The sequence below is a fragment of the Serratia sp. JKS296 genome, from assembly GCF_900215445.1.
GTDB lineage: Bacteria > Pseudomonadota > Gammaproteobacteria > Enterobacterales > Enterobacteriaceae > Serratia > Serratia marcescens.
The window spans coordinates 2,097,454-2,120,039 of the sequence record NZ_OCMX01000001.1 but is presented as its reverse complement, the minus strand read 5'-3'; the positions used below and the strand labels follow the sequence as shown (position 1 = coordinate 2,120,039).

The following is a 22,586-nucleotide window of genomic DNA, read 5'->3' as shown; positions in this document are numbered from 1 at the left end:
AGCCCGTCGGCATGAACGAAGAAGCAAAATTACCGCAACTACTCGAACATATGATACTGAACTTGCGCATGATTTATGCGCGTTCCACCCTGGTGGAAAAAGCCCTGGCCCATATCCTCGCCAGCGACGCCGGCCTGAAAAACGATATTATCAAACAGCTGCAGGTCGTCACCGCCACCAACGAACGTGACAAAATCGACTTGGAAGAAGCTCGCATTCACCTGATCGATGTGCTCAACTCGGTACCGGCCAAGAAATAACGCCCCCTAGCCCGCGCCGGTGCGCGGGCAATATCGCAATAACGCACCATCCAAAACACGCACGTCAAGACAGCCTCGATAAGCTGTGGTAACTATTGCTGTTAAAACCTGACAACCCGGAGCAAGCATGAAACTGTTCATTTACGATCATTGCCCATTCTGCGTTAAAGCCCGCATGATTTTCGGCCTGAAACGTCTGCCGATTCGCCTGGTCACGTTGCTCAACGACGATGAGACGACCCCGCTCAACCTGATCGGCCAAAAAATGGTGCCTATCCTGGTCAAAGACAACGGCGAAGCGATGCCGGAAAGCCTGGATATCGTACGCTATGTCGATAACCTGGACGGCAAGCCGGTGCTGACCGGCTGCACCAACCCCGCCATTGCCGAGTGGCTGCAGCGGGTCGGCGAGTACAGCGCAAAATTGCTGTTGCCGCGTATTGCGCATGCCGATTTCGAAGAGTTCGCCACCGACAGCGCCCGCCGTTATTTTATCGATAAAAAGCAGGCGTCAATCGGTGATTTCGCCGAGCATCTCGCCAACAGCGCCGATCTGATCGCCCAGCTGGAGGCCGATCTGCAAACCCTGTCACCGCTGATCGTCTCCGCCGAAGCGGTAAACGGCGAGCTGTCCGAGGACGATATCCACCTGTTCCCGCTGCTGCGCTCGTTGTCGATCGTCGCCGGGGTTGCGCTGCCGGACAACGTGGAAACCTACCGCAACCGCATGGCGCAACGCAGCGAAGTGCCGTTGCTGCTGGACATGGAACAATAACGTTTGAATAACCCAAAGGATATGGCGTACTGATGCTGAAAATGGTGCTCGCCACCGCTCGCGATCGGGCGCGGCTGAAGGAAATTACCTCCGTTCTGATTCGTTACGGCCTGCAAGACGTTCTGCGTCTGCTGGGCCTGGGGGCTTTGCTGCGCGGCGCCCGCGCTGAACCCGCCCAATTGGACGCACAAACCCTGCCCGAGCGGCTGCGCGAAGCGCTCGAGGCGCTAGGCCCAACCTTCGTCAAATTCGGCCAGATCCTGGCCACGCGTTCTGACCTGTTGGATCCGGCCTGGACCGACGAACTGGATCGCCTGCACAGCCAGGCGGCGGTGCTGCCATGGGAAACGCTGGCGCCGCAGATCGTTGCCGATCTCGGCGATGATCCCGAGCAACTGTTTGCTGAATTCGATCGCACACCGCTGGCGGCGGCGTCGATGGCGCAAATCTACCGCGCGCGCCTGCACAGCGGCGAACAAGTGGTGGTGAAAGTGCTGCGGCCCGGCCTGGCGAAAACCATTCACGCCGATCTGCGTCTGCTGGCCTCGCTGGCGGAAACCGTAGAGCAGCAGAGTCAGGCGCTGGCGCGCTATCGACCACGGCAGATGGTCAGAGCGCTAGCGACGGCGCTCAATCATGAACTGGATTTGACCCATGAAGGGCATAACTGCGATCGCGTCGCCGGCATGTTCGCGCGTGAACCCGACGTGGTCGTGCCCAAAATCTATTGGCAATGGTCTTCCCCACGTCTGTTAGTGCAGGAGTACTTGCCCGGCACCGCGCCGGAGAACCCCCGGCAGTTGGCGGAAGCGGGCTTTGACGGCCCGCTGCTGGCGCAGCGCGGCGCCCGCGCCTTTATGAGCATGGTGCTGGAGCACCGGCTGTATCACGCCGATCCGCACCCCGGCAACGTGATGGCGCTGAGCGGCGACCGCGTCGGCTTCATCGACTTCGGCATGGTGGGCCAGCTGTCCGAACGGCGGCGCAACCAGCTGCTCCTGCTGCTGCAGGCCATTGCCGATCGTCAGTCCGAAGGCATCGTCAACACGCTGATCGCCTGGTCGGACAGCGAGCCGCTGGATCTGATGGATCTGGAGCTGGCGGCGCAAAACTTTCTCGACAAACAGGCCGCCACCACCCTGACGTTGGGCAAGGCTCTGACCGACCTGCTGGTGATGGCGCGTGAACACCAGTTGGCGCTGCCGCCCGATCTGATGCTGCTGTTCAAGGCGTTAATCACCGCCGACGGCGTGCTGCACCGATTGGATCCGGCCTTCGACATCGTCGCCACCCTCAAACCGATGCTGCAACAAACGGTGCTGCAACGCTATGCCCCTGACGCCGTGCGCCAGCGGTTGTTGGCCCTGGGCGGGGAAGCGCTCGACGCCGGGGAAGAACTGCCGCAAACCCTGCGGCTGTTGGTGCGCCGCCTAAAACGCGGGCAGCTCAATGCCGATATCAACGTCAGTAATCTCGGCCAGTTGAGCAAGGCGTTGGAACGCGCCGCCGTCACCCTGGCTATCGCCATTGTCACCGCCGCTTTTGCCCTGGGCCTGGCGCCTTATCTGATGCACTCCTCACTGCAGCTGTGGGGCATTCCGCTGTTCCCGCTGTTGGGGGGAGCGGCCTGCCTGGCCGGCGTGATCCTCTTGGCGCTGCGATTGCGGCGCTGACGCTTTCGGCGTTATCCGATAGGTGTCGCCCGCTTTTGCGCGCACTATCCTCTGCACATCGCCGCCTGCCGTTTTCACGCGCAGGCGGAACGTTTATAATGATTAATCAATTATCTGCAGCACTTTTCGCCAGCAGTCGCAATGAGGCATTAATGAAGAAGATCCTGATGGGCGCAGCCGCCCTGCTGTTCGCCGGCGTATTGGCCGGTTGCAATCAACTGACCCAGTACACCCTGAGCGAGCAGGAAGTGAATGATTACCTGCAGAAACATAATGACTACCAGAAGCAGATCGGCGTGCCCGGCCTGCTGGACGCCAACATCGTGCTGACTCAGTTGCAAAGCCAAATCGGCCGCAGCGAACCGGGTAAAGTCACCCTTTCCGGCGACGCCAAGGTCAACATCACGTCGATTCTCGGCCCGCAGACCGCGGATCTGAAGCTGACGCTGAAGGCGCAGCCGGTCTACGACCGGGCGCAGGGCGCCATTTTCCTGAAGGACATGGAGCTGACCGATTACAGCGTGCAGCCGGAAAAAATGCAGACGGTAATGAAAGCGCTGACGCCGTATCTGAACCAGTCGCTGAAATCCTACTTCGACCAAAAGCCGGCTTATGTGCTGAATCCTGACAACAGCAAAACCGAAGCGCTGGCGAAAAAACTGGCGAAAGGGTTGGAAGTGAAACCGGGTGAATTGGTGATCCCATTCAGCGACTGACGCCGTCCGAGGACATCAAGCCCGCCGCTCGGCGGGCTTTTTATTGCCGGGAAAGCGTTACTGCGGGGCGCTGTAGGCGATTTCACCGGTGTTGCAGTTGAGCGTCACGTTGTAGGTTTTATCTGACTTGGTGCCACGCACCGTCAACGGCACCTGCCATATCTGATCCTTGCCGCTGATGGCATCCGGGCTAACCCAGGCGATCGGCGTTGCGGTGCCCAGCAGCTTTTTGTCCGACTCCCAGCGCGTAATGCGGTTCTGCAAGAAGTCGCGCTTAACCTGGGCGGCGATATCCGCCGGTTGCAGACCCGCACACTGGCCTACCTTGGCGGCGCGCTGTTCGTGATCCTGCGCCCACACCGCCGTCGATGCTCCCATCATGGCCAACAAGGCGATAGCCAAACCCGTTTTTTTCATATGTCCTCCCGTTGTGATTAGCGCTATCCGGGCGCCCATCCCTGGCTCACAACAGGGCGTCGGCAAAGGGTTACCGTTTGACGAACTCAATGACAAACAGCGCATCCAGGCCCGGATAGATTTCCTTGATCACCTGCTTCAGTTCGCCGAGCGACATGTTCTCCTGCTGCGCGTGGCGTTCGGTCAGCGCATCCAGGCGCACCGGCGTTACCGACAGCACTTCGATAAAGCAGAAAAATACGCCGTCCTCATTGCGACTGACGCGCAATACCTCGCCCGGTTCGAAGTGCGACTCACTGGCATCCCGAATGGTGATGGTTTTGCGCCCGGCCAGAATGTCTTGCTCAAAGCGGCTGAAGAAAGTTATTTCACGGCTCATTTTAGATCCTTTTTCATCACAACACCGCAACATAAGTCATTATGCCGCCTGCTTTTCTGACGCAGATCCCTCTTTTGGGTTAGAGGCCGCTTTTTTCGCTTTGCTTTCCGCCGGTTTCTTGAGGGTTTCCGCCGGCGATGCGCCGCGCAGAATCAGACCCAGCGCATCTTTATTTTCCGCCAGGAAGAAGCTCAGCCCTTCGCGCTGTTCGTCATCCAGGTTCAGCGGCGCCTGCAGCAGCCACTCCCCAAGGTTGTCCGCCAGATCCAGCATTTTGTCGTAGGCGTCGGCTTCCTTCTTGCTCGCGAAAGTCATTTTTTCCTCACCGTTTCTCACCACCACATATTTAACTTCAACCGCCATGCGTGCGTCCTCAAATACTCAAATCACTGTAATTATGTACAGCATAAATAGATCGTGGCGGGAAGGCAAACCGCCGCCCGCCTTCGGCTTATTTCAGCAGCCGCACCTTGCAGCTTTTGCCTTTGATTTTGCCCTGCTGCAACTGTTGCAGCGCCTTGCGCGCGCTGGCTTTGCGGATCGCGACGTAGGCATGCACCGGGAACATGTCTATCTTGCCCACTTCCGCCGCCGTCAGCCCGGCGTCGCCGGTCAGCGCGCCAAGGATATCGCCGGGACGAATCTTCGCCTTGCGGCCGCCGTCGATGCACAGCGTCACCATTTCCGCCTCCAGCGAGCCGTTGGCCGCCCCGCTCAGCTCGGACACCGGCGACCAGTCGACGCTCATCTGCAGATAGTCTTCAATCGCGTGCGCACGCGCCATTTCCTGCGGCGTGCACAGGCTGATCGCCAGCCCGCTCATGCCGGCGCGGCCGGTGCGGCCGATACGGTGCACATGCACTTCGGGATCGAACGCCAGTTCGTAGTTGACCACCAGCTCCAGCTCTTTAATATCCAGCCCGCGTGCGGCGACGTCGGTCGCCACCAATACCCGGCAACTGCGGTTGGCGAAACGCACCAACACCTGGTCGCGGTCGCGCTGTTCCAGATCGCCATGCAGCGCCAGCGCGCTGATGCCGCGGGCCTCCAGGGCCTCAAGCACCGTCTGACAGTCGCGTTTGGTATTGCAGAACACCACGCAAGACGCAGGTTGATGATAGCGAATGGCCGACACCAGCAGCGCTGGGCGCTGATCGCGCGTAGTCTCATAAAAGCGTTGTTCAATGGAGGTCTGCGCTTCGCCATCGTCCACCTCGACGCTTAGCGGCTGGCGTTGAACGCGCGCGCTGATGCGCTCGATGCCTGCCGGGTACGTGGCGGAAAACAGCAACGTCTGACGTTGCGGCGGCGTATAGCTGATCACATCGTCGATGTCGTCGGCGAACCCCATGTCCAGCATGCGATCGGCCTCATCCAGCACCAGCACCTTCAGCTCGTCCAGCTGCAGCGTTTTCTTGCGCAGGTGTTCCTGGATACGGCCCGGCGTCCCCACCACGATGTGCGGCGCATGCACCAGCGAATCGAGCTGCGGCCCCATCGGTTGGCCGCCGCACAGCGTCAGAATTTTGATGTTTTGCGTGAAACGCGCCAAGCGACGCAGCTCTTTGCTCACCTGATCGGCCAACTCGCGGGTGGGACAGAGCACCAGCGCCTGTGTGGCAACCTGAGTAACGACGATGTTATTCAGCAAGCCAATGCCAAATGCCGCCGTTTTGCCGCTGCCGGTTTTCGCCTTGGCGCGCACGTCTCGCCCTTGCAGGATAGCGGGCAACGCGGCGGCCTGCACCGGCGTCATTTCGGCGTACCCCAGTTCGTTGAGGTTGGCCAACTGTTCGGCTGGCAGCGGCAGGGAAGAAAAAGAAACTGTGCTCACGGCGATAACTCTTATATGACGAATGGAATGGCGGCGCGCCCGCAGGTTGGCGCCGAATCAGCGGTAAATGATAACAGAGATGGGCGGCGTTACGGGCTGCGGGCATAAAAAAACCCGCCGGCGGCGGGTTTCTTGGCAACGCAGTCGTTAAATCGCAACGACGTTGGCTGCGGCAGGGCCACGTTGGCTGTCCTGGATGGAGAATTCAACCTGCTGGCCTTCAGCCAGGGTCTTGAAACCATCGCTAACGATAGCGGAAAAATGAACGAAAACGTCTTTAGAACCGTCGGCAGGCGTAATGAAGCCGAAGCCTTTGCTTTCGTTGAACCATTTAACGTGACCAGTGATCTTGCTCATTTGTGTTTCCTTTACTTGATAAACCTGCCTTGACGGCACGAGACGCGAAAACCTTGCTATATATAGGCCTTCTTTCGCCGTCGCTTATTAACGCACAATCGCCCAGGCAGGGCAAATATTTCTGCTTGTTATAAAAACAGTAAGTTAGCAACAAACCTGGCGTGGCGGCTGTGAACGCAATCGTTTTCGTATATACTGCCCGCCGATCATCAATCCGCTTACTTTCACCGATCCAGGTACGAAACTATGTTAACGATTGGAACCGCCCTGCGTCCTTCCGCCACCCGCGTCATGTTGCTCGGCTCCGGGGAGCTGGGTAAAGAAGTCGCCATTGAATGCCAGCGCCTCGGTCTGGAAGTGATCGCCGTCGATCGCTATGCCGACGCCCCCGCCATGCATGTGGCGCACCGCAGTCACGTCATCAATATGCTGGACGGTGACGCGCTGAAAGCCGTTATCGAACAAGAGCGGCCGGACTATATCGTTCCCGAAATCGAAGCGATCGCCACCGCCATGCTGGTCGAACTTGAACGTCAGGGCCACCGCGTGGTGCCCTGCGCCGAAGCCACGCGCCTGACCATGAACCGCGAAGGCATCCGCCGTCTGGCGGCGGAAGAACTTGGCCTGCCCACCTCCAGCTACCGCTTTGCCGACAGCGAAGCGACTTTCCGGCAAGCGGTCGAGCACATCGGCTACCCGTGCATCGTCAAACCGGTGATGAGTTCTTCCGGCAAAGGACAAAGCCTGATCCGCACGCCTGAGCAGCTGCAAAGCGCCTGGGATTACGCGCAACAGGGCGGACGCGCCGGCGGCGGCCGGGTGATCGTCGAAGGGTTGGTAAGATTTGATTTTGAAATTACGTTGCTGACCATCAGCGCCGTGGACGGCGTACATTTCTGCGAGCCGATCGGCCATCGTCAGGAAGACGGAGATTATCGCGAATCCTGGCAACCGCAGCGCATGTCAGCTACGGCGTTGAGCCGTGCTCAGGCTATCGCGGAGAAGGTGGTGAAAGCCCTGGGCGGGTTCGGACTGTTCGGCGTGGAGCTGTTCGTCTGCGGCGACGACGTGATCTTCAGCGAAGTGTCTCCGCGGCCGCACGATACCGGCATGGTTACGTTGATCTCACAGGATCTGTCCGAGTTCGCCCTGCACGTTCGCGCGTTTCTCGGGTTGCCGATTGGCGCCATCCGCCAGTTCGGCCCTTCCGCTTCAGCGGTGATCCTGCCGCAGCTCACCAGCAGCGATGTGCGTTTCAGCAGCCTGGAAAATGCGCTGCGCGGGCACAACCAGCTGCGTCTGTTCGGCAAACCGGAGATCGCCGGGCAGCGTCGCCTGGGCGTGGCGCTGGCGACGGCGAGCACGACGGAACTGGCGGTGGAGCAAGCGAAACAAGCCGCCGCCGCCGTGGCGGTCAACGGCTGATACTCACGGGGCCGCATGCGCGGCCCCGATAACGTCAATAGTCTTCGTCTTCTTCAGCATCGTCATCCCGCGACGCCTCCGGTGCGGCCTCATGCTGCTCGTCTTCATCATCGAACAGTACCGCAACCTGAGCGCCCTGATGCTTCTCGCGAATTTCCTGCGCAACGCGAGCAATGGCCTCACCGCTGCTCATGCCCTGCTCCATCAGTTGATGGATGCGATCCGCCGCTTCCTGCTGCTCCGCGTGATTCAGTAATGGCATACCTGCATGCATGTGTCGTTCTCTCCGGCAAAAGGGAGAAGGAGTATACGCGCTAACGCGGCGGATCCCAACGTCTGGTGCCTCAGGCCGGTTGCGAACAGCCGTTATCGTTGCGCCACTGCTTCAGGCGATGCCGCCACAGCATGACATGCCACCCCTGCTTCAGGCCGCGCGCATTGGCGAACATCGCTCTGTCGATGCCGCGCTGATAGAACTCTTCGGTGATCTGACTCTGAGCGGCCGGTTCCGGCTCACGACGAATGCTGTGGCAAATGCCCAGCGCTTCGCGGGTGATTTGCCAATGGAAAGCCGGACGAATGGCGACAGTGCCCGCATAGCGCTGGTTGAGCCGCTCCAGCATTTCTACGATTTTCATATAGTGGCGTTGATACTCCACGTTCGCCTTACCGATGCGGCGACGGTTACTGATCGACTTGTCGTGCACCCGTTGACGGTACAGCGGCGTACTTAAATATTTGACCCGTTTGGCATTAAACATGACTTCCGTCGTCCAGGGAATATCCTGGTGATGTAATCCCGGCTCGAAATAAAGCCGATGCTGGCGAATAAAGTCGAGGCGATATATTGCCAGCCATACAACGTGAATAAACTTTCGCGATTTCAGCGCACGTTCAAACCACTGCACGCCGGTGATAACGTCGGTGGTGCGCAAACGCGCCTCAGGAAAAATCAGCTGCAATTCATCTTGGCTGGTAAAATAGCGTTCGCCATTACATTGCATCACGTCTAATTGATGTTGTTCCGCCTGTTCCAGCAGCGTGGAATACATCTCCGGCGCCAGCAAGTCGTCGGCATCGGGAAACGCCACATATTTGCCTTGGGCAACGGCAAGCCCGGCATTACGCGCGTTAGAAACACCGGCATTGGCCTGATCGATCACACGAATATGCGGATGTACCGCCGCGTAACGGTGTGCGATCTCTCCCGAACCGTCAGTGGAACCATCATTGACGATGATCACCTCCAACCGTTGCTCACGCTGGGCCAGCAGCGAGGCCAGGAAAGGCTCCAATAACTCCCCCGCATTGTGCATCGGGACGATCACGCTCAGCATTAACGACATAGTCAGCTCTTCAATGATAATGTAACAAAATAATAATTTTATTTTTCTAAAAGACTCATTCGGTCAGCGTACGCTTGGGATAGGCGTGAAACCTGCAAATTCCCGCAGTGACTAATGGGACCGAACCGGCCTTTCTTTCTCAAACCAGCGCCAGAAAAGCGCTGAGTAATTAAGCCATTAATTCCAAAGGGCGGCGACGTTGGCTAAAATCGGGCATAACAACATCCCTCCCGCTTCTAATAACAAGCAGAAATAATAAATTTATGAAATTAACGAATCTTTTTTTATATTTCTCGGGTATTGCGCCCTCGATAAATAGGCTTCCAGTGCATTTGATGTTAAATTTTTAACATATCGAAGTATAATCAATGGCGCAAAAAATGCCTTATTTCAGGTTTATTGAACTGCCGTTTATGTGAACTGTGCTGCATGTCGCGCATGGCAAAACATGCATGACGTGACCGTCTATGGCACACTAGCCGCCAGATATCGCCGTCCTCACATCCAGGTTTATTGACGTTCATGAGCGTAACCGCCCCAAACATAAAATCTTTGCCCTACAGCCGCCGTGCCCTGATGACGCTTTTCGCCCCGCTTTCATCGCAACCTTGGGCGATGCTGCTGCATTCGGGCTTCGCCGACCATTCGCATAACCGTTTCGATATCCTGGTCGCACAACCGCGCGTTACACTCACCACCCACGGTGCCGGCACGACAATTGAAAGTGACAGCGTCACCATTCAGTCGCAGGAAGATCCGTTCTCCCTGCTGCAGCAGCAACTGGCGGCGCAAGGCTGGCAGCCGGCGTTTAATCCGGACCTGCCGTTTCAGGGCGGAGCTCTGGGGCTGTTCGGCTACGATCTCGGGCGCCGGGTGGAAACCCTGCCGCAGTTGGCCGAAGCCGACCTCGCCTTGCCGGATATGGCAGTGGGCATTTATGACTGGGCAGTGATCGCCGACCACCAATTGCAAACCCTGACGCTGCTCAGCTATGGCGATGTCGAGCAGCGCTGGCGCTGGCTCAATAGCCAAACTGCGCCTACAGAACGCCCTTTCACGCTGCTGAGCGACTGGCGCGCCAATATGAGCCGGCGGCAATACGGCGAGAAGTTCCAACGTATTCAGCACTACCTGCGCAGCGGCGACTGTTACCAAATTAATCTGGCCCAACGGTTCTCCGCCGACTATCTGGGGGATGAATGGCAGGCGTTCTGCCGCCTGAGCGCCTGCAACCGCGCGCCATTCTCGGCCTTCCTGCGCTTGCCGCACAACAGCGTACTGAGCGTCTCTCCCGAGCGCTTCCTGTGGCTGGAGCAGCAACGCATCCAAACCCGCCCGATCAAGGGCACGCTGCCGCGGTTGGCGGACGCGGAACAGGACGCCGCGCAGGCTCGCCGTTTGGCCGATTCACCCAAGGATCGCGCTGAAAATCTGATGATCGTCGATCTGCTGCGCAACGATATCGGCCGCGTCGCCCAACCAGGCAGCGTACGGGTGCCGGAACTGTTCGCCGTGGAGCCATTCCCCGCTGTGCATCACCTGGTGAGCACCATCACCGCGACCCTGCCAAACCATACCTCGGCGGCCGAACTGCTGCGCGCCTGCTTCCCCGGCGGTTCGATCACCGGCGCGCCCAAGGTGCGAGCGATGGAAATCATCGAAGAGCTGGAGCCGCAGCGCCGCAACGCCTATTGCGGCAGCATCGGTTACCTGAGCGCCTGCGGCACCATGGACACCAATATCACCATTCGCACGCTCGTCACCGAAAACGGTCGCATCCACTGCTCCGCCGGCGGCGGCATCGTGGCGGACAGCCAGGAGCAGGCGGAATACCAGGAGACCTTCGACAAGGTTGGCCGCATTTTGCCGCAGCTAGGGGAGTATGCCCTGTCGTGATCCCATCGAACTCACCGGCCTCACTGCGCGCCTTTATCAGCCGCTTTCAACTGCAGCTGCCGCAGGCGACGCAGATTTCGCACAATGTGCGCCCGGCGGCGGTGCTGATCCCGATCGTCTGCCGCGCCGAGCCGACGCTGCTGTTGACCCGCCGTGCCGACTCGCTGCGCAAACATGCCGGTCAAGTGGCCTTCCCCGGCGGAAAAACCGACGCCGAAGACGGATCGGCGATCGTCACGGCGCTGCGAGAAGCGCAGGAAGAAGTGGCGATACCGCCGCAAGCGGTGACTGTCCTCGGCCAAATGGCGCCGCTCGACAGCAGCACCGGATTTCAGGTTACCCCTATCGTCGGCCTCATCCCACCGGACGTGCAGTTCCACGCCAATGAAGGCGAAGTGGCGGATGTGTTCGAGATGCCCCTGCGGGAAGCGCTGACCCTGTCGCGTTACTATCCGCTGGATATTCATCGCGCCGGCCATACCCACCGCATCTACCTCTCCTGGTATCACAGCCAGTTTATCTGGGGGCTGACCGCCGCCATCATTCGGCGCCTGGCGCAACAGGTCAGTATTTAGCCCGCATTACGTGATCTGACTCGCAATCTGGCACGGTTGCCGGCCTCCGCGGCGGGTAAAGCGATCGATATCACTTCATTTGATCGCTTTTTCAACTACCGTTCCGTTTGAATGGTTTTAAAAAAACTGTAAACCCTCTCTTAAACCTTACGAAATACCTGTAAAATACCACCGTCCGAGATAAACCACTGTAGAAACAGGGATTAAGCCGGCGGCGTTCAGCACGGAAAGCTGGCGCGATTACCGTTAATGGAGCTTGGGCGAAAGCGGATACCCCGCACAAGGGTTCGCCCCGGGTAATCAGTAAAAAAAGCGACACCAAGGATTATTTAATTTCATGCGAAAAAGGCAGCTGAACCCGCACGGCCCTTTTACAATATCGCTGTTCCCTGCGCGGTTTTTGACCGCCGCAGCCATAACAATACGTCTCTTTAAGGAGTTTTAGCGTGATTAGCGTTTTCGACATGTTTAAGATCGGCATCGGCCCGTCCAGCTCTCATACGGTTGGACCGATGAAAGCCGGCAAACAGTTTGTCGACGATCTGGTAAATAAAGGCCTGATGCCTTCTATCACGCGTGTTGCCGTAGACGTTTACGGCTCACTCTCATTGACCGGCAAAGGTCACCATACCGATATCGCCATCATTCTCGGCCTGGCCGGCAACATGCCGGACACCGTCGATATCGATAGCATTCCGGGTTTTATTCGCGATGTAGAACAACGTCAACGCCTGATGCTGGCCAACGGCCTGCATGAAGTCGATTTCCCTCGCGACGGCGGCATGGTCTTCCGCAGCGACAACCTGCCGCTGCACGAAAACGGCATGCAGATCCACGCCTTCGCCGGCGATAAAGAAGTGTACAGCAAGACCTATTACTCTATCGGCGGCGGTTTCATCGTCGACGAGGAGAATTTCGGCAAGGCCGCCGAGCAAGAACTGCAAATGCCATATCCGTTCAACTCCGCGCGCGAAATGCTCGACCACTGCCGCGAGACCGGCCTGTCGCTGTCCGGCATGGTGATGCAGAACGAACTGGCGCTGCACAGCAAGCAAGAGATCGAGACCTACTTCGGCAACGTGTGGCAAACCATGCGCGCCTGTATCGATCGCGGTCTGAACACCGAAGGCGTACTGCCGGGGCCGCTGCGCGTACCGCGCCGTGCCTCCGCGCTGCGCCGCATGCTGGTGGCGTCGGACAAACTGTCCAGCGATCCGATGAACGTGATCGACTGGGTCAATATGTTCGCGCTGGCGGTTAACGAAGAAAACGCCGCCGGCGGCCGCGTGGTCACTGCGCCGACCAACGGCGCCTGCGGCATCGTGCCTGCGGTGCTGGCTTACTACGATCACTTCATCGAGTCCGTCAGCCCGGATATCTACATCCGCTACTTTATGGCGGCGGGCGCCATCGGCGCGTTGTACAAGATGAACGCCTCCATTTCCGGCGCCGAAGTCGGTTGCCAGGGTGAAGTCGGCGTTGCCTGCTCCATGGCGGCGGCCGGTCTGGCCGAACTGCTGGGCGGCAGCCCTGAGCAGGTCTGTGTGGCGGCGGAGATCGGCATGGAACACAACCTGGGTCTGACCTGTGACCCGGTCGCCGGCCAGGTGCAGGTGCCGTGCATCGAGCGCAACGCCATCGCCTCGGTCAAGGCGATCAACGCCGCCCGCATGGCCCTGCGCCGCACCAGCGAGCCGCGCGTTTCGCTGGATAAGGTGATCGAGACCATGTACGAAACCGGCAAAGACATGAACGCCAAGTACCGCGAAACGTCACGCGGCGGCCTGGCAATCAAGGTGCAATGCGACTGACAGACAACCCCGCCATCCGGCGGGGTTTTTTGTGGGTAATCAATTCATTGGCCGCTTTTTGTGACAATGTCACCAGAAAAAATCCTGCATTTCTCTCATCGATCCGGCGGTTAGCCTGCAAATTGACCTTCTGTTTTGCCAAATCGAAATAATTTACTGAGTTACCATCAATCTTGTATAACCTCAGGCTAGAATTAGCCGAGCGCAACTTAAGGATCTATGACCTGACCGTGACTCGGGGCTGGATTACCGAACAAGGATTTACCGGATGTTGATGACCCACCTCGCCGCGTCCCGATATCGTTATTACCGTTGGCTGCTGGCCGGAGCGGTGGGCGCGGCTATTCTGTTGGTATCGCTGTATACCCGTTATTATCAAGAGGTCAAAAGTATCGAGCTGAGCCAACAGACATTGGCCACCCGCACCGTCGGCAAGCTCAACCAGTTGCTGACACCGGCTCAGCTGCAGGCGGAGCGCAGCATGGACATGCTGGACCAGCCCTGCGAGAACGTTTCGTCGACCCTGCGCTTTCGCGCCGCGCAGAATCAGGCGCTACGCGCCATGTTGCTGGTAAAAAACGGCATTATTTACTGCTCCAGCCTGTTTGGTTCCCGTCATTATCAGCTGGCCGCGGTCATGCCTACCTTCGTCAACAGCAACGCCAGGCTGGCGCTGCGCCCCTCGCTGGCGGTGAGCAAAGGCCTGCCCACGCTGGTGATGTGGACGCCATCCCCACGCGATAAAACCAGTGGCGTGCTGCACGTGTTTAATATCGAGCTGTTGTCCAACTTTTTACTCGAGCCACAGGAGCCTTACGTTCAGCGCGTGGTGCTGAACGTGGCTGACAGCAGCCTGGAATACGGCCGACGCGAAATCTTGAGCCGCGACACCCTGACCAACGATCTGCGCTACACCGCCGGCTCTGCGCTATACCCGTTCTCGATTTCGCTGTTCGGCCCGCAGATCGGCATGCTGGCGCTTTCCGCACTGCCGCGCCATATCCCGCTGGCGCTGCTGATCAGCCTGTTGGCCGCCTATGTGGTCTATCTGCTCACCGCTAACCGTATGAGCCTGTCTTATCACATCGGCCATGCCATCACCCATCGCGAGTTCCGCGTCTATTGCCAGCCCATCATTCATAGCGACACCGGGCGCTGCGCCGGCGTCGAAATGCTGCTGCGCTGGAAAAAGAAGCGTCAAGGGTGGATCTCCCCCGACGTGTTTATTCCGCTGGCCGAGCAGCATGAGCTGATCATTCCGCTGACCCGTTATCTGATGAACACCGTGACGGAAAATCTGCAGCTGTTCCCGCCGCGACCGTCGTTCTACATCAGCATCAACGTCGCCGCCGAACACTTTAAAACGCTCAACATCATCGACGATATCCGCCGGATTTGGCTGCCGGCGCATCCGATGCCGTCACTGATGCTGGAGCTGACCGAGCGCACCGCGCTGTCGGCGATCCAGCATGACCAGATCCGGACGCTGAAAGACATGGGGATCATGCTGGCCATCGACGATTTCGGCACCGGCCACAGCTCGCTGAGCTACCTGAAGAACCTTAGCCCGGACGTGTTAAAGATCGACCGCGGGTTTACCGCGGCCATCGGCACCGACGCGGTCAACGCCACGGTGACCGATACCATCATTACGCTAGCGCAGCGGCTGAAACTAAAGCTGGTGGCGGAGGGGGTAGAAACGGCGGAACAGGCCGACTATCTGCGCTCACGCGAGGTCAATGCCCTGCAGGGGTATTATTTCGCCAAGCCGATGCCGATCCACGTTTTCCCGCTGTGGTTGCAGCAGTACGAATCGCGCGTCAGGAAAGCGGAAGAGCATCCGCCGGAGGCCTGAGCCTCCGGCGGATGGGTTACGAGTGCGCCGGTTCGTCGAAGACGGCGCGGGTGACACGCACCAACTCGATGCGATAGTCGGAGACCTCGACAATATCGAAGCGCAGGTGGTTCAGTTCAATGGTGTCCCCCACCACCGGCATCTGGCCGTAGTGGGCTAACAGCAGCCCCGCCAGAGTGGCGTAGTCTGCGGTTGGGCTGACCAGGTCGTCACAGGCCAGCGCCTGTTCCAGCGAGTGCAGGTCGGTTCCGCCTTTGACCAGCCAGCCGTCGCCTTCCGCCACGATGTCCGGCGTTTCATCTTCGTCCGGAAACTCGCCGGCGATCGCTTCCAGCACGTCCAGCGGCGTCACCAGCCCCTGCACCACGCCGAACTCGTTGGTGACCACCACCAGGCGCCCTTTGGCGCGGCGCAGCACCGCCAGCAGCTTGATGACATCCATGGTTTCCGGCACCACGATCGGCGGCGTGCGCGCGGCAAACTCGGCGATATCTTCCCCTTGCTCCAGCGCCACCAGCAGATCCTTGGCGCGTACCACGCCGACGATCTCATCCACAGAGTCGCGACACACCGGGAACAGGCTGTGCGGCGTATCCAGCAACTGTGCGCGCACCTCCTCACGGGAGCGCTCGCAGTCGACCCAGGAGATATCCGTGCGCGGCGTCATCACGCTGCGCAATGAGCGCGAGGCCAGCGTCAGCACGCCGCTGATCATATAACGCTCTTCCGCCGCAAAGGTTTCATCCCGCGGCAAGGCGACCTCATCGTCCGCCTGCTGCGCGCGCTGCTGCCCCATCAGGCGCATGATCGCTTCCGCGGTGCGCTCGCGCATCGGGCGACGCGCCTGATGCTTGATGAAGTTGCGACGCGCGATCTGATTGAACAATTCAATCAGGATCGAGAAGCCGATCGCGGCGTACAGATAGCCTTTAGGAATATGCAAGCCGAAGCCTTCGGCGATCAGGCTCAGACCGATCATCAACAGGAAGCTCAGGCACAGCACCACAATGGTCGGGTGCGCGTTGACGAAGTTGGTCAACGGTTTGGACGCCAGCAGCATCACCGCCATCGCGATCACCACCGCCGCCATCATCACCGGCAGATCGTTCACCATGCCCACGGCGGTAATCACCGCATCGAGCGAAAACACCGCGTCAAGGATCACGATTTGCACCACCACCGCCCAGAACTTGGCGTAACCGCGGTTGGCGCCATCCTGGTGCGTCTGCCCTTCCAGCCGTTCATGCAGCTCCATGGTGGCCTTGAACAGCAGGAATACCCCGCCGAACAGCAGGATAAGATCGCGGCCGGAGAAGCTGAAATCGCCGACGCTGAACAGCGGCGTGGTCAGGGTTACCATCCAGGAGATCACCGACAGCAGGCCCAAACGCATCAGCAATGCCAGCGACAGGCCGATGACGCGCGCCTTATCGCGCTGCTTAGGCGGCAGTTTGTCGGCCAAAATGGCGATGAACACCAGGTTGTCGATGCCCAACACGATTTCCAGCACCACCAGCGTAAGCAACCCCGCCCAAATAGAGGGGTCCATTAAAAATTCCATATCAGACTCCAGAGAAAAGTGGGAATGAGCGCACGCCGCTCAAACGTGACGATGCCACCGCTGCATGGGCGCAGTCGACAATAGCAAAGTGACGGGATGGGATTACCGGGAGATGGCCGAAGGGCCGAACAGCATATGCAACGCCAGCAGGTGGCGGGTGAAACCTGGAAAAACAGTTACTTCGGTGACAGTCCATAGGGAGGGCTGAGGCCCTTCACTCCTTAGTGATGAAAGAGGAAATTACTGTATCAGGATTTTTCTGGGGGACAAAGCGGCTTTTTCAACGGCGGTTTAGGGTGACGCCACGCCATATCGTCTGCGACAGCTAAGATTTCTCCGAGCATTCAATAGCGGAGCAGCGTCACAAAAAATATTTTTTCACTCACTAAAATAAATCTCGCGTTCGTGAAGTATCACGCACAGGCATTTGAAACTGCGTGAGAAATGTTAGGCGTGCGTTTCTTTTTTTCTACCATAATGTATCTGAACCGCGGAAGTGACTGCCAAGACGGCGCGGAGAAACGACACAAACCGCGTCTGGAGTTCAACGAGGAGGTAGCGAGTGGCAATAGCTATTATCATCGGCACACACGGGGCTGCAGCGGAACAACTGCTGAAAACGGCGGAGATGCTATTGGGCGAGCAGGACAACGTCGCCTTTATAGACTTCGTTCCCGGTGAGAATGCCGAAACGTTAATCGTCAAGTACAACGAGAAAATCAGTGGATTGGATACCAGCGGCGGCGTGCTGTTCCTGGTGGATACCTGGGGCGGCAGCCCGTTCAACGCCGCCAGCCGCATTGCGGTCGACAAAGAAAACTATGAGGTCGTCACCGGGGTCAACATCCCGATGCTGGTGGAAACCTTCATGGCGCGGGACGACAACCCCGCTTTCGATGAACTGGTGGCGCTGGCGTTGGAAACCGGCCGAGAAGGCGTGAAAGCGCTGAAAAAACCGCAGGAAGAACCCGCAAAACCCGCAGCGCCCGTCGCCAAAGCCGCTGCCCCTCAGGCGCCGTTGGGGCCGAACGACCACATGAAAATCGGCCTGGCGCGCATCGATGATCGCTTAATCCACGGCCAGGTCGCTACCCGCTGGACCAAAGAGACCAACGTCAGCCGTATTATCGTCGTCAGCGATGAAGTCGCCGCCGACCATGTGCGCAAAACCCTGCTGACTCAGGTTGCCCCGCCGGGCGTCACCGCCCACGTGGTGGACGTGGCGAAGGCTATCCGCGTCTGGAACAACCCCAAATACGCCAACGACCGCGTGATGCTGTTGTTTACCAATCCGACCGACGTCTGGCGTCTGGTGGAGGGCGGCGTGGATATTCAATCCGTCAATATCGGCGGCATGGCGTTCCGCCAGGGGAAAACCCAGGTGAACAACGCCGTTTCCGTCGATGAAAAAGATATCGAAGCGTTTAAGAAACTGAACGATCGCGGTATCGAGCTGGAGGTGCGTAAGGTCTCGTCCGACAGCCGGCTAAAAATGATGGACCTGATTAACAAACTCAATTAGTGGCGCCAGCCGCTGATTATTTTACTCAGAGCTTTTTTGGTCATAGGAGAAGTGCAATGGAGATCACCACTCTTCAGATTGTGCTGATATTTATCGTTGCCTGTATCGCCGGGATGGGTTCCGTCCTCGACGAGTTCCAGTTCCACCGTCCGCTGGTCGCCTGTACCCTGATCGGCTTCATTCTCGGCGATATGAAAACCGGCATCATCATCGGCGGTACGCTGGAAATGATCGCGCTCGGCTGGATGAACATCGGCGCGGCGGTCGCGCCGGATGCCGCCCTGGCGTCCATCATCTCGACCATCCTGGTCATTGCCGGTGGGCAAAGCGTCGGCGCCGGTATCGCCCTGGCCATTCCGCTGGCGGCGGCCGGCCAGGTGTTAACCATCATCGTGCGAACCCTCACCGTGGCCTTCCAGCACGCAGCCGACAGCGCGGCGGAGCGCGGCAGCCTGCGCGCCATTAGCTGGATCCATGTCGGTGCCCTGCTGCTGCAGGCGATGCGTATCGCCATCCCGGCGGTCATCGTCGCCATCTCGGTGGGCACCGCCGGAGTGCACGCCCTGCTCAACTCGATCCCGGAAGTGGTCACCAGCGGCCTGAACATCGCCGGCGGCATGATCGTGGTGGTCGGTTACGCAATGGTGATTAACATGATGCGCGCCGGCTACCTGATGCCGTTCTTCTATCTCGGTTTCGTTACCGCCGCCTTCACCAACTTCAACTTGGTGGCGCTCGGCGTCATCGGCGTGGTGATGGCCGTGCTGTATATCCAGCTCAGCCCGAAATACAACAAGTCTCAGGTTGTCCAGGCCGGCCCGGCTAACGCGAACGATCTCGATAACGAACTCGACTAGGAATAGGTGAGAGAAATGGTTGATACAACTGCTCAAAAGAAACTCACGCCGGCCGATATTCGCGGCGTATTCCTGCGTTCGAACCTGTTCCAGGGTTCATGGAACTTCGAACGCATGCAGGCGCTGGGTTTTTGTTTCTCGATGGTGCCGGTGATCCGTCGCCTGTATCCGGAAAACAATGACGATCGCAAACAGGCGATCAAGCGTCACCTGGAGTTCTTCAACACCCACCCTTACGTGGCGGCGCCGGTGCTCGGCGTGACCATGGCGATGGAAGAACAACGCGCCAACGGCGCGCCGATCGACGACGCCGCAATCAACGGCATCAAGGTCGGTTTGATGGGGCCTCTAGCGGGCGTCGGTGACCCGATCTTCTGGGGCACCGTGCGGCCGGTATTCGCCGCGCTTGGGGCGGGCATCGCCATGAGCGGCAGCCTGCTTGGACCGATCCTGTTCTTCGTGCTGTTCAACCTGGTGCGCCTGCTGACCCGCTACTACGGCGTGGCCTACGGTTACCGCAAAGGGGTCGATATCGTCAACGACATGGGCGGCGGCTTCCTGCAGAAACTGACGGAAGGAGCGTCCATTCTCGGCCTGTTTGTCATGGGGGCGCTGGTCAACAAGTGGACGCACGTGAATATCCCGCTGGTGGTGTCCAAGATAACCGACCAGACCGGGCATACCAACGTCACCACGGTGCAGACCATCCTCGACCAGCTGATGCCGGGCCTGGTGCCGTTGCTGCTGACCTTCGCCTGTATGTGGCTGCTGCGCAAGAAAGTCAACGCGCTGTGGATCATTATCGGCTTCTTCGTCATTGGCATCTTTGGCTATTGGATTGGCCTGCTGGGCCTGTAATCGTTCGAAACGGCCGGGGGGCAACCCCCGGCTTTTTTATGTGTGGAGCAAGAGATGTCACTGACCGACGCCGTACTGATGCTGTTTATCGCCCTGCTGTTGCTGTATTCGCTGTATGACGAATTCGGCATGGATCTGCTGAAAGGCAAAACGCGGCTCAAAGTGCCGCTCAAACGCCGTAACCGCCTCGACAGCCTGATTTTCGTCGGCCTGATCGCCATTCTGATTTACCGCAATGTCACCGACAACGGCGCGGTATTAACCACCTATCTGCTTATTTCTTTGGCGCTGCTCGCTATCTATGTTTCTTATATTCGCGCGCCCAAGATGGTGTTTAAAGCGCACGGATTTTTCTTCGCCAATGTGTTTGTCGAATATAACCGCATTAAAGCCATGAATTTATCGGAGGACGGCATTCTGGCCGTCGACCTGGAACAGCGCCGGCTGTTGGTTCAGGTGACGCACTTGGACGACCTGGAGAAGATTTACCACTTTTTCATTGATAATCAATAAGTAAAGAAAAACTCATTTTACTTTCGCTCAAACCTTGCGCTGCTTGTGGATAATTAATCGGCAGCGCCATTTCCTTTCTGACTATTATTTCCGCAACATTGTTACCCGCGTCTACATTATATTCCCACATGAACTCAGATTAATGAAAACGAGTCTCAATTAAGAACAAAAATCACGCCAGAATAAAGTTGTCGGCACCGGAAATAATATGGTATGGTTGCGCCGTCATTGGGGAGTAGCCGGTTTCTGGAGAATAAAAACCAGAAACGCCCGTATCAACATACTCGTTTCGCCGTATGAAACGTGGTGCGGGCAGCCAGGTAAGGTTGGCGAGACCATAGACACGTAACTCCGTCGTTTGGTTGGGGGTGGGTTACGTGTATATGGAGCCACCCGGCCGAGGCTATTTCACATGAACCTTTCAGCAACGCTTATTCTCGCTTTCGGCATGTCCATGGATGCTTTCGCCGCTTCGATCGGCAAAGGTGCCAGTCTGCATCAACCGCGCTTTCGCGAAGCGATCCGCACCGGCCTGATCTTCGGCGTGGTCGAAGCGATCACCCCGCTCATCGGTTGGGCCATCGGCCTGTTCGCCAGCCAATACATCATGGAATGGGATCACTGGGTCGCCTTCTCGCTGCTGTTTATTCTCGGCATGCGCATGATCGTCGAAGGGGTGCGCAACAGGCCCGACGAAGAAGAGAAGGTCAAACGTCATGGTTTCTGGTTGCTGGTGGCCACCGCCATCGCCACCAGCCTCGACGCCATGGCGATCGGCGTCGGTCTGGCCTTCCTGCAGGTGAACATCGTGCACACCGCGATGGCCATCGGCTGCGCCACCATGATCATGGCGACCCTGGGCATGATGATCGGCCGCTTTATCGGCCCGCTGCTGGGCAAACGCGCCGAAATCCTCGGCGGCGTGGTGTTGATCGGTATCGGCGTCAACATCCTGCTGGAGCACCTCGGCTACCTGGCCTGAGGTGACCGAACTGCAAAAAAACCTGCCGCGGCAGGTTTTTTTGTTTCTGAGTTCAAGGCCCCTTAAGCGCGACGTCGGTACAACGCCAGCACGAAATCCGTCTCGCACACAAACTCGCCGCCCTCGGCCAACCGCTGTTGCACCTCCGGCGTAGCGCGCCAGGCGAACGGCGTCATCTGCAGCAGATTGGCGGCCTGCGCGCCCGGTAGGGTCATCGTATAGGCCAGCGCCTCTTTGCGCTCGCAGTCGAATCCGTCGAACTGTTCATCCTGTTCGGCATGCAGCTGCACCTGCTGGTACACCTGCTCTTTCAGCTGGTACAAATGACGCGGGCCCGGCGACACCGTCAGCACCACGCCGCCCGGCTTCACTACTCGCGCCAGCTCCTCCGCCTTGCAGGGTGCATAAATGCGCAAGACCGCATCCAGCGCCCCGTCGGCGAACGGCAAACGGTGACTGGAGGCAACGCAGAACGAGACCGCCGGATAACGTTTAGCGGCATAGCGGATCGCCACCTTGGCGACATCCAGCCCATAGACCGCCATAGTGCGCTCCTGCGCCAGCCTGGCGGCCACGGCGGCGGTGTAATACCCTTCCCCACAGCCGATGTCCAATAACGTGCCTGCATCGGCCGCCAGCGCCAAATCCAGCCACTCGGCCACCTGCGCTTGCAACGGCTGATAATATCCACCGTCGAGAAACGCGCGCCGCGCCTGCATCATTTCCGCGCTGTCTCCCGGCTGCTTCGATCGTTTGTGCTGCACCGGCAGCAGATTCACGTAGCCTTCTTTGGCTTGATCGAACTGATGATTGCCGTCACAACGCCAGTGTTGTGATGAAAAATACAGCGGTTGATGACACAGAGGGCATTGATAAGACATGAATGGGCTTCCAGAAAGACAGGGCGCGGCTAGTCTAAAGAAGGCGTCGGCTTGATGCAAGGCGCATCCCCGCTCGCTTTCGCCGCCAACAAC

Annotated in this window: 23 protein-coding genes and 1 riboswitch; of the genes, 14 read left to right on the top strand and 9 right to left on the bottom strand. The window is 58.5% G+C overall.

The features are described from left to right. Positions 1-11 precede the first annotated feature (11 nt). From CRO23_RS10050 to CRO23_RS10035, 4 genes are all read left to right on the top strand, one after another. Positions 12-260 (top strand): hypothetical protein, encoded by a 249-nt coding sequence (locus CRO23_RS10050; protein ID WP_016927419.1) that lies wholly within the window; start codon positions 12-14, stop codon positions 258-260. A 127-nt stretch (positions 261-387) separates the two neighbouring features. Continuing rightward, the gene (gene grxB / locus CRO23_RS10045; protein WP_097101882.1) at positions 388-1,035 is read left to right on the top strand and encodes a glutaredoxin 2; all 648 of its coding nucleotides are present in this window, start codon (positions 388-390) and stop codon (positions 1,033-1,035) included. Between the two features lie 32 nt (positions 1,036-1,067). Continuing rightward, on the top strand, positions 1,068-2,708 hold the full coding sequence (locus tag CRO23_RS10040; RefSeq protein ID WP_097101880.1) for an ABC1 kinase family protein: 1,641 nt from the start codon (positions 1,068-1,070) through the stop codon (positions 2,706-2,708). A gap of 152 nt (positions 2,709-2,860) precedes the next feature. Beyond that, positions 2,861-3,424, top strand: coding sequence for a lipoprotein (locus CRO23_RS10035; RefSeq protein WP_016927416.1), 564 nt, complete (start codon positions 2,861-2,863; stop codon positions 3,422-3,424). 57 nt (positions 3,425-3,481) lie between these two features. On the opposite strand, the gene yebF is transcribed toward CRO23_RS10035, so the two are convergent. The 5 genes from yebF to cspE form a co-directional block, all read right to left on the bottom strand. Continuing rightward, positions 3,482-3,841, bottom strand: coding sequence for a protein YebF (gene yebF / locus CRO23_RS10030; RefSeq protein WP_097101878.1), 360 nt, complete (start codon positions 3,839-3,841; stop codon positions 3,482-3,484). 70 nt (positions 3,842-3,911) lie between these two features. Next, entirely contained in the window at positions 3,912-4,220 is a 309-nt protein-coding gene (gene yqfB / locus CRO23_RS10025) for a N(4)-acetylcytidine aminohydrolase (RefSeq protein WP_004927562.1), read from the bottom strand. A 39-nt stretch (positions 4,221-4,259) separates the two neighbouring features. Continuing rightward, entirely contained in the window at positions 4,260-4,583 is a 324-nt protein-coding gene (locus CRO23_RS10020; RefSeq protein ID WP_016927414.1) for a YebG family protein, read from the bottom strand. Positions 4,584-4,671: 88 nt separating this feature from the next. Continuing rightward, on the bottom strand, positions 4,672-6,054 hold the full coding sequence (gene dbpA / locus CRO23_RS10015) for an ATP-dependent RNA helicase DbpA (RefSeq protein ID WP_028127486.1): 1,383 nt from the start codon (positions 6,052-6,054) through the stop codon (positions 4,672-4,674). Positions 6,055-6,201: 147 nt separating this feature from the next. Then, positions 6,202-6,411: a transcription antiterminator/RNA stability regulator CspE gene (gene cspE, locus CRO23_RS10010; RefSeq protein WP_004927572.1), complete on the bottom strand. Its 210-nt coding sequence runs from the start codon at positions 6,409-6,411 to the stop codon at positions 6,202-6,204. Between the two features lie 246 nt (positions 6,412-6,657). Between cspE and purT the strand changes: the two genes are divergently transcribed. After that, positions 6,658-7,836 carry a formate-dependent phosphoribosylglycinamide formyltransferase gene (purT, locus tag CRO23_RS10005; RefSeq protein WP_049299172.1) on the top strand — a complete coding sequence of 393 codons (1,179 nt, stop codon included), beginning with the start codon at positions 6,658-6,660 and terminating at the stop codon, positions 7,834-7,836. A 34-nt stretch (positions 7,837-7,870) separates the two neighbouring features. On the opposite strand, the gene CRO23_RS10000 is transcribed toward purT, so the two are convergent. Together CRO23_RS10000 and CRO23_RS09995 are read right to left on the bottom strand one after the other, a co-directional pair. Next, on the bottom strand, positions 7,871-8,110 hold the full coding sequence (locus CRO23_RS10000; RefSeq protein ID WP_015378151.1) for a YoaH family protein: 240 nt from the start codon (positions 8,108-8,110) through the stop codon (positions 7,871-7,873). 70 nt (positions 8,111-8,180) lie between these two features. Next, the gene (locus tag CRO23_RS09995) at positions 8,181-9,182 is read right to left on the bottom strand and encodes a glycosyltransferase (protein ID WP_028127489.1); all 1,002 of its coding nucleotides are present in this window, start codon (positions 9,180-9,182) and stop codon (positions 8,181-8,183) included. 522 nt (positions 9,183-9,704) lie between these two features. Between CRO23_RS09995 and pabB the strand changes: the two genes are divergently transcribed. The 4 genes from pabB (at position 9,705) to CRO23_RS09975 (ending at position 15,319) form a co-directional block, all read left to right on the top strand. Then, the gene (gene pabB / locus CRO23_RS09990; RefSeq protein ID WP_049299170.1) at positions 9,705-11,078 is read left to right on the top strand and encodes an aminodeoxychorismate synthase component 1; all 1,374 of its coding nucleotides are present in this window, start codon (positions 9,705-9,707) and stop codon (positions 11,076-11,078) included. Beyond that, the gene (locus CRO23_RS09985) at positions 11,075-11,653 is read left to right on the top strand and encodes a CoA pyrophosphatase (RefSeq protein WP_049299169.1); all 579 of its coding nucleotides are present in this window, start codon (positions 11,075-11,077) and stop codon (positions 11,651-11,653) included. The genes pabB and CRO23_RS09985 overlap by 4 nt, the downstream gene beginning before the upstream one ends. Before the next feature lie 446 nt (positions 11,654-12,099). After that, on the top strand, positions 12,100-13,464 hold the full coding sequence (sdaA, locus tag CRO23_RS09980; protein WP_004927589.1) for an L-serine ammonia-lyase: 1,365 nt from the start codon (positions 12,100-12,102) through the stop codon (positions 13,462-13,464). Between the two features lie 268 nt (positions 13,465-13,732). Then, positions 13,733-15,319, top strand: a complete 1,587-nt coding sequence (locus CRO23_RS09975) for an EAL domain-containing protein (protein ID WP_016927406.1) — start codon at positions 13,733-13,735, stop codon at positions 15,317-15,319. Between the two features lie 16 nt (positions 15,320-15,335). Here CRO23_RS09975 and CRO23_RS09970 read toward each other — a convergent pair whose 3' ends face one another. Next, on the bottom strand, positions 15,336-16,880 hold the full coding sequence (locus CRO23_RS09970; protein WP_016927405.1) for a TerC family protein: 1,545 nt from the start codon (positions 16,878-16,880) through the stop codon (positions 15,336-15,338). Between the two features lie 562 nt (positions 16,881-17,442). On the opposite strand from CRO23_RS09970, the gene manX reads away from it, so the two are divergent. From manX to mntP, 5 genes are all read left to right on the top strand, one after another. Then, entirely contained in the window at positions 17,443-18,402 is a 960-nt protein-coding gene (gene manX / locus CRO23_RS09965; protein WP_004927601.1) for a PTS mannose transporter subunit IIAB, read from the top strand. 56 nt (positions 18,403-18,458) lie between these two features. Next, positions 18,459-19,259, top strand: coding sequence for a PTS mannose/fructose/sorbose transporter subunit IIC (locus tag CRO23_RS09960; RefSeq protein ID WP_015378156.1), 801 nt, complete (start codon positions 18,459-18,461; stop codon positions 19,257-19,259). A 15-nt stretch (positions 19,260-19,274) separates the two neighbouring features. Continuing rightward, on the top strand, positions 19,275-20,117 hold the full coding sequence (locus CRO23_RS09955) for a PTS mannose transporter subunit IID (RefSeq protein WP_015378157.1): 843 nt from the start codon (positions 19,275-19,277) through the stop codon (positions 20,115-20,117). A gap of 54 nt (positions 20,118-20,171) precedes the next feature. Next, positions 20,172-20,630 carry a DUF986 family protein gene (locus CRO23_RS09950; protein WP_016927403.1) on the top strand — a complete coding sequence of 153 codons (459 nt, stop codon included), beginning with the start codon at positions 20,172-20,174 and terminating at the stop codon, positions 20,628-20,630. Between the two features lie 218 nt (positions 20,631-20,848). Beyond that, positions 20,849-21,031: riboswitch (yybP-ykoY riboswitch) on the top strand. An 11-nt stretch (positions 21,032-21,042) separates the two neighbouring features. Then, entirely contained in the window at positions 21,043-21,612 is a 570-nt protein-coding gene (gene mntP / locus CRO23_RS09945) for a manganese efflux pump MntP (RefSeq protein ID WP_025159822.1), read from the top strand. Positions 21,613-21,674: 62 nt separating this feature from the next. Here mntP and rlmA read toward each other — a convergent pair whose 3' ends face one another. After that, the gene (rlmA, locus tag CRO23_RS09940) at positions 21,675-22,493 is read right to left on the bottom strand and encodes a 23S rRNA (guanine(745)-N(1))-methyltransferase (RefSeq protein ID WP_033640078.1); all 819 of its coding nucleotides are present in this window, start codon (positions 22,491-22,493) and stop codon (positions 21,675-21,677) included. Between the last annotated feature and the right edge of the window lie 93 nt (positions 22,494-22,586).

Excerpts from the sequence above, each read along its gene's own strand:
- CRO23_RS10050 (WP_016927419.1), top strand. The coding sequence starts at position 12 with ATGAACGAAGAAGCAAAATTACCGCAACTACTCGAACATATGATACTG.
- grxB (WP_097101882.1), top strand. The coding sequence starts at position 388 with ATGAAACTGTTCATTTACGATCATTGCCCATTCTGCGTTAAAGCCCGC.
- CRO23_RS10040 (WP_097101880.1), top strand. The coding sequence starts at position 1,068 with ATGCTGAAAATGGTGCTCGCCACCGCTCGCGATCGGGCGCGGCTGAAG.
- CRO23_RS10035 (WP_016927416.1), top strand. The coding sequence starts at position 2,861 with ATGAAGAAGATCCTGATGGGCGCAGCCGCCCTGCTGTTCGCCGGCGTA.
- yebF (WP_097101878.1), bottom strand. The coding sequence starts at position 3,841 with ATGAAAAAAACGGGTTTGGCTATCGCCTTGTTGGCCATGATGGGAGCA.
- yqfB (WP_004927562.1), bottom strand. The coding sequence starts at position 4,220 with ATGAGCCGTGAAATAACTTTCTTCAGCCGCTTTGAGCAAGACATTCTG.
- CRO23_RS10020 (WP_016927414.1), bottom strand. The coding sequence starts at position 4,583 with ATGGCGGTTGAAGTTAAATATGTGGTGGTGAGAAACGGTGAGGAAAAA.
- cspE (WP_004927572.1), bottom strand. The coding sequence starts at position 6,411 with ATGAGCAAGATCACTGGTCACGTTAAATGGTTCAACGAAAGCAAAGGC.
- purT (WP_049299172.1), top strand. The coding sequence starts at position 6,658 with ATGTTAACGATTGGAACCGCCCTGCGTCCTTCCGCCACCCGCGTCATG.
- CRO23_RS10000 (WP_015378151.1), bottom strand. The coding sequence starts at position 8,110 with ATGCATGCAGGTATGCCATTACTGAATCACGCGGAGCAGCAGGAAGCG.
- CRO23_RS09995 (WP_028127489.1), bottom strand. The coding sequence starts at position 9,182 with ATGTCGTTAATGCTGAGCGTGATCGTCCCGATGCACAATGCGGGGGAG.
- pabB (WP_049299170.1), top strand. The coding sequence starts at position 9,705 with ATGAGCGTAACCGCCCCAAACATAAAATCTTTGCCCTACAGCCGCCGT.
- CRO23_RS09975 (WP_016927406.1), top strand. The coding sequence starts at position 13,733 with ATGTTGATGACCCACCTCGCCGCGTCCCGATATCGTTATTACCGTTGG.
- CRO23_RS09970 (WP_016927405.1), bottom strand. The coding sequence starts at position 16,880 with ATGGAATTTTTAATGGACCCCTCTATTTGGGCGGGGTTGCTTACGCTG.
- CRO23_RS09960 (WP_015378156.1), top strand. The coding sequence starts at position 18,459 with ATGGAGATCACCACTCTTCAGATTGTGCTGATATTTATCGTTGCCTGT.
- CRO23_RS09955 (WP_015378157.1), top strand. The coding sequence starts at position 19,275 with ATGGTTGATACAACTGCTCAAAAGAAACTCACGCCGGCCGATATTCGC.
- CRO23_RS09950 (WP_016927403.1), top strand. The coding sequence starts at position 20,172 with ATGTCACTGACCGACGCCGTACTGATGCTGTTTATCGCCCTGCTGTTG.
- mntP (WP_025159822.1), top strand. The coding sequence starts at position 21,043 with ATGAACCTTTCAGCAACGCTTATTCTCGCTTTCGGCATGTCCATGGAT.
- rlmA (WP_033640078.1), bottom strand. The coding sequence starts at position 22,493 with ATGTCTTATCAATGCCCTCTGTGTCATCAACCGCTGTATTTTTCATCA.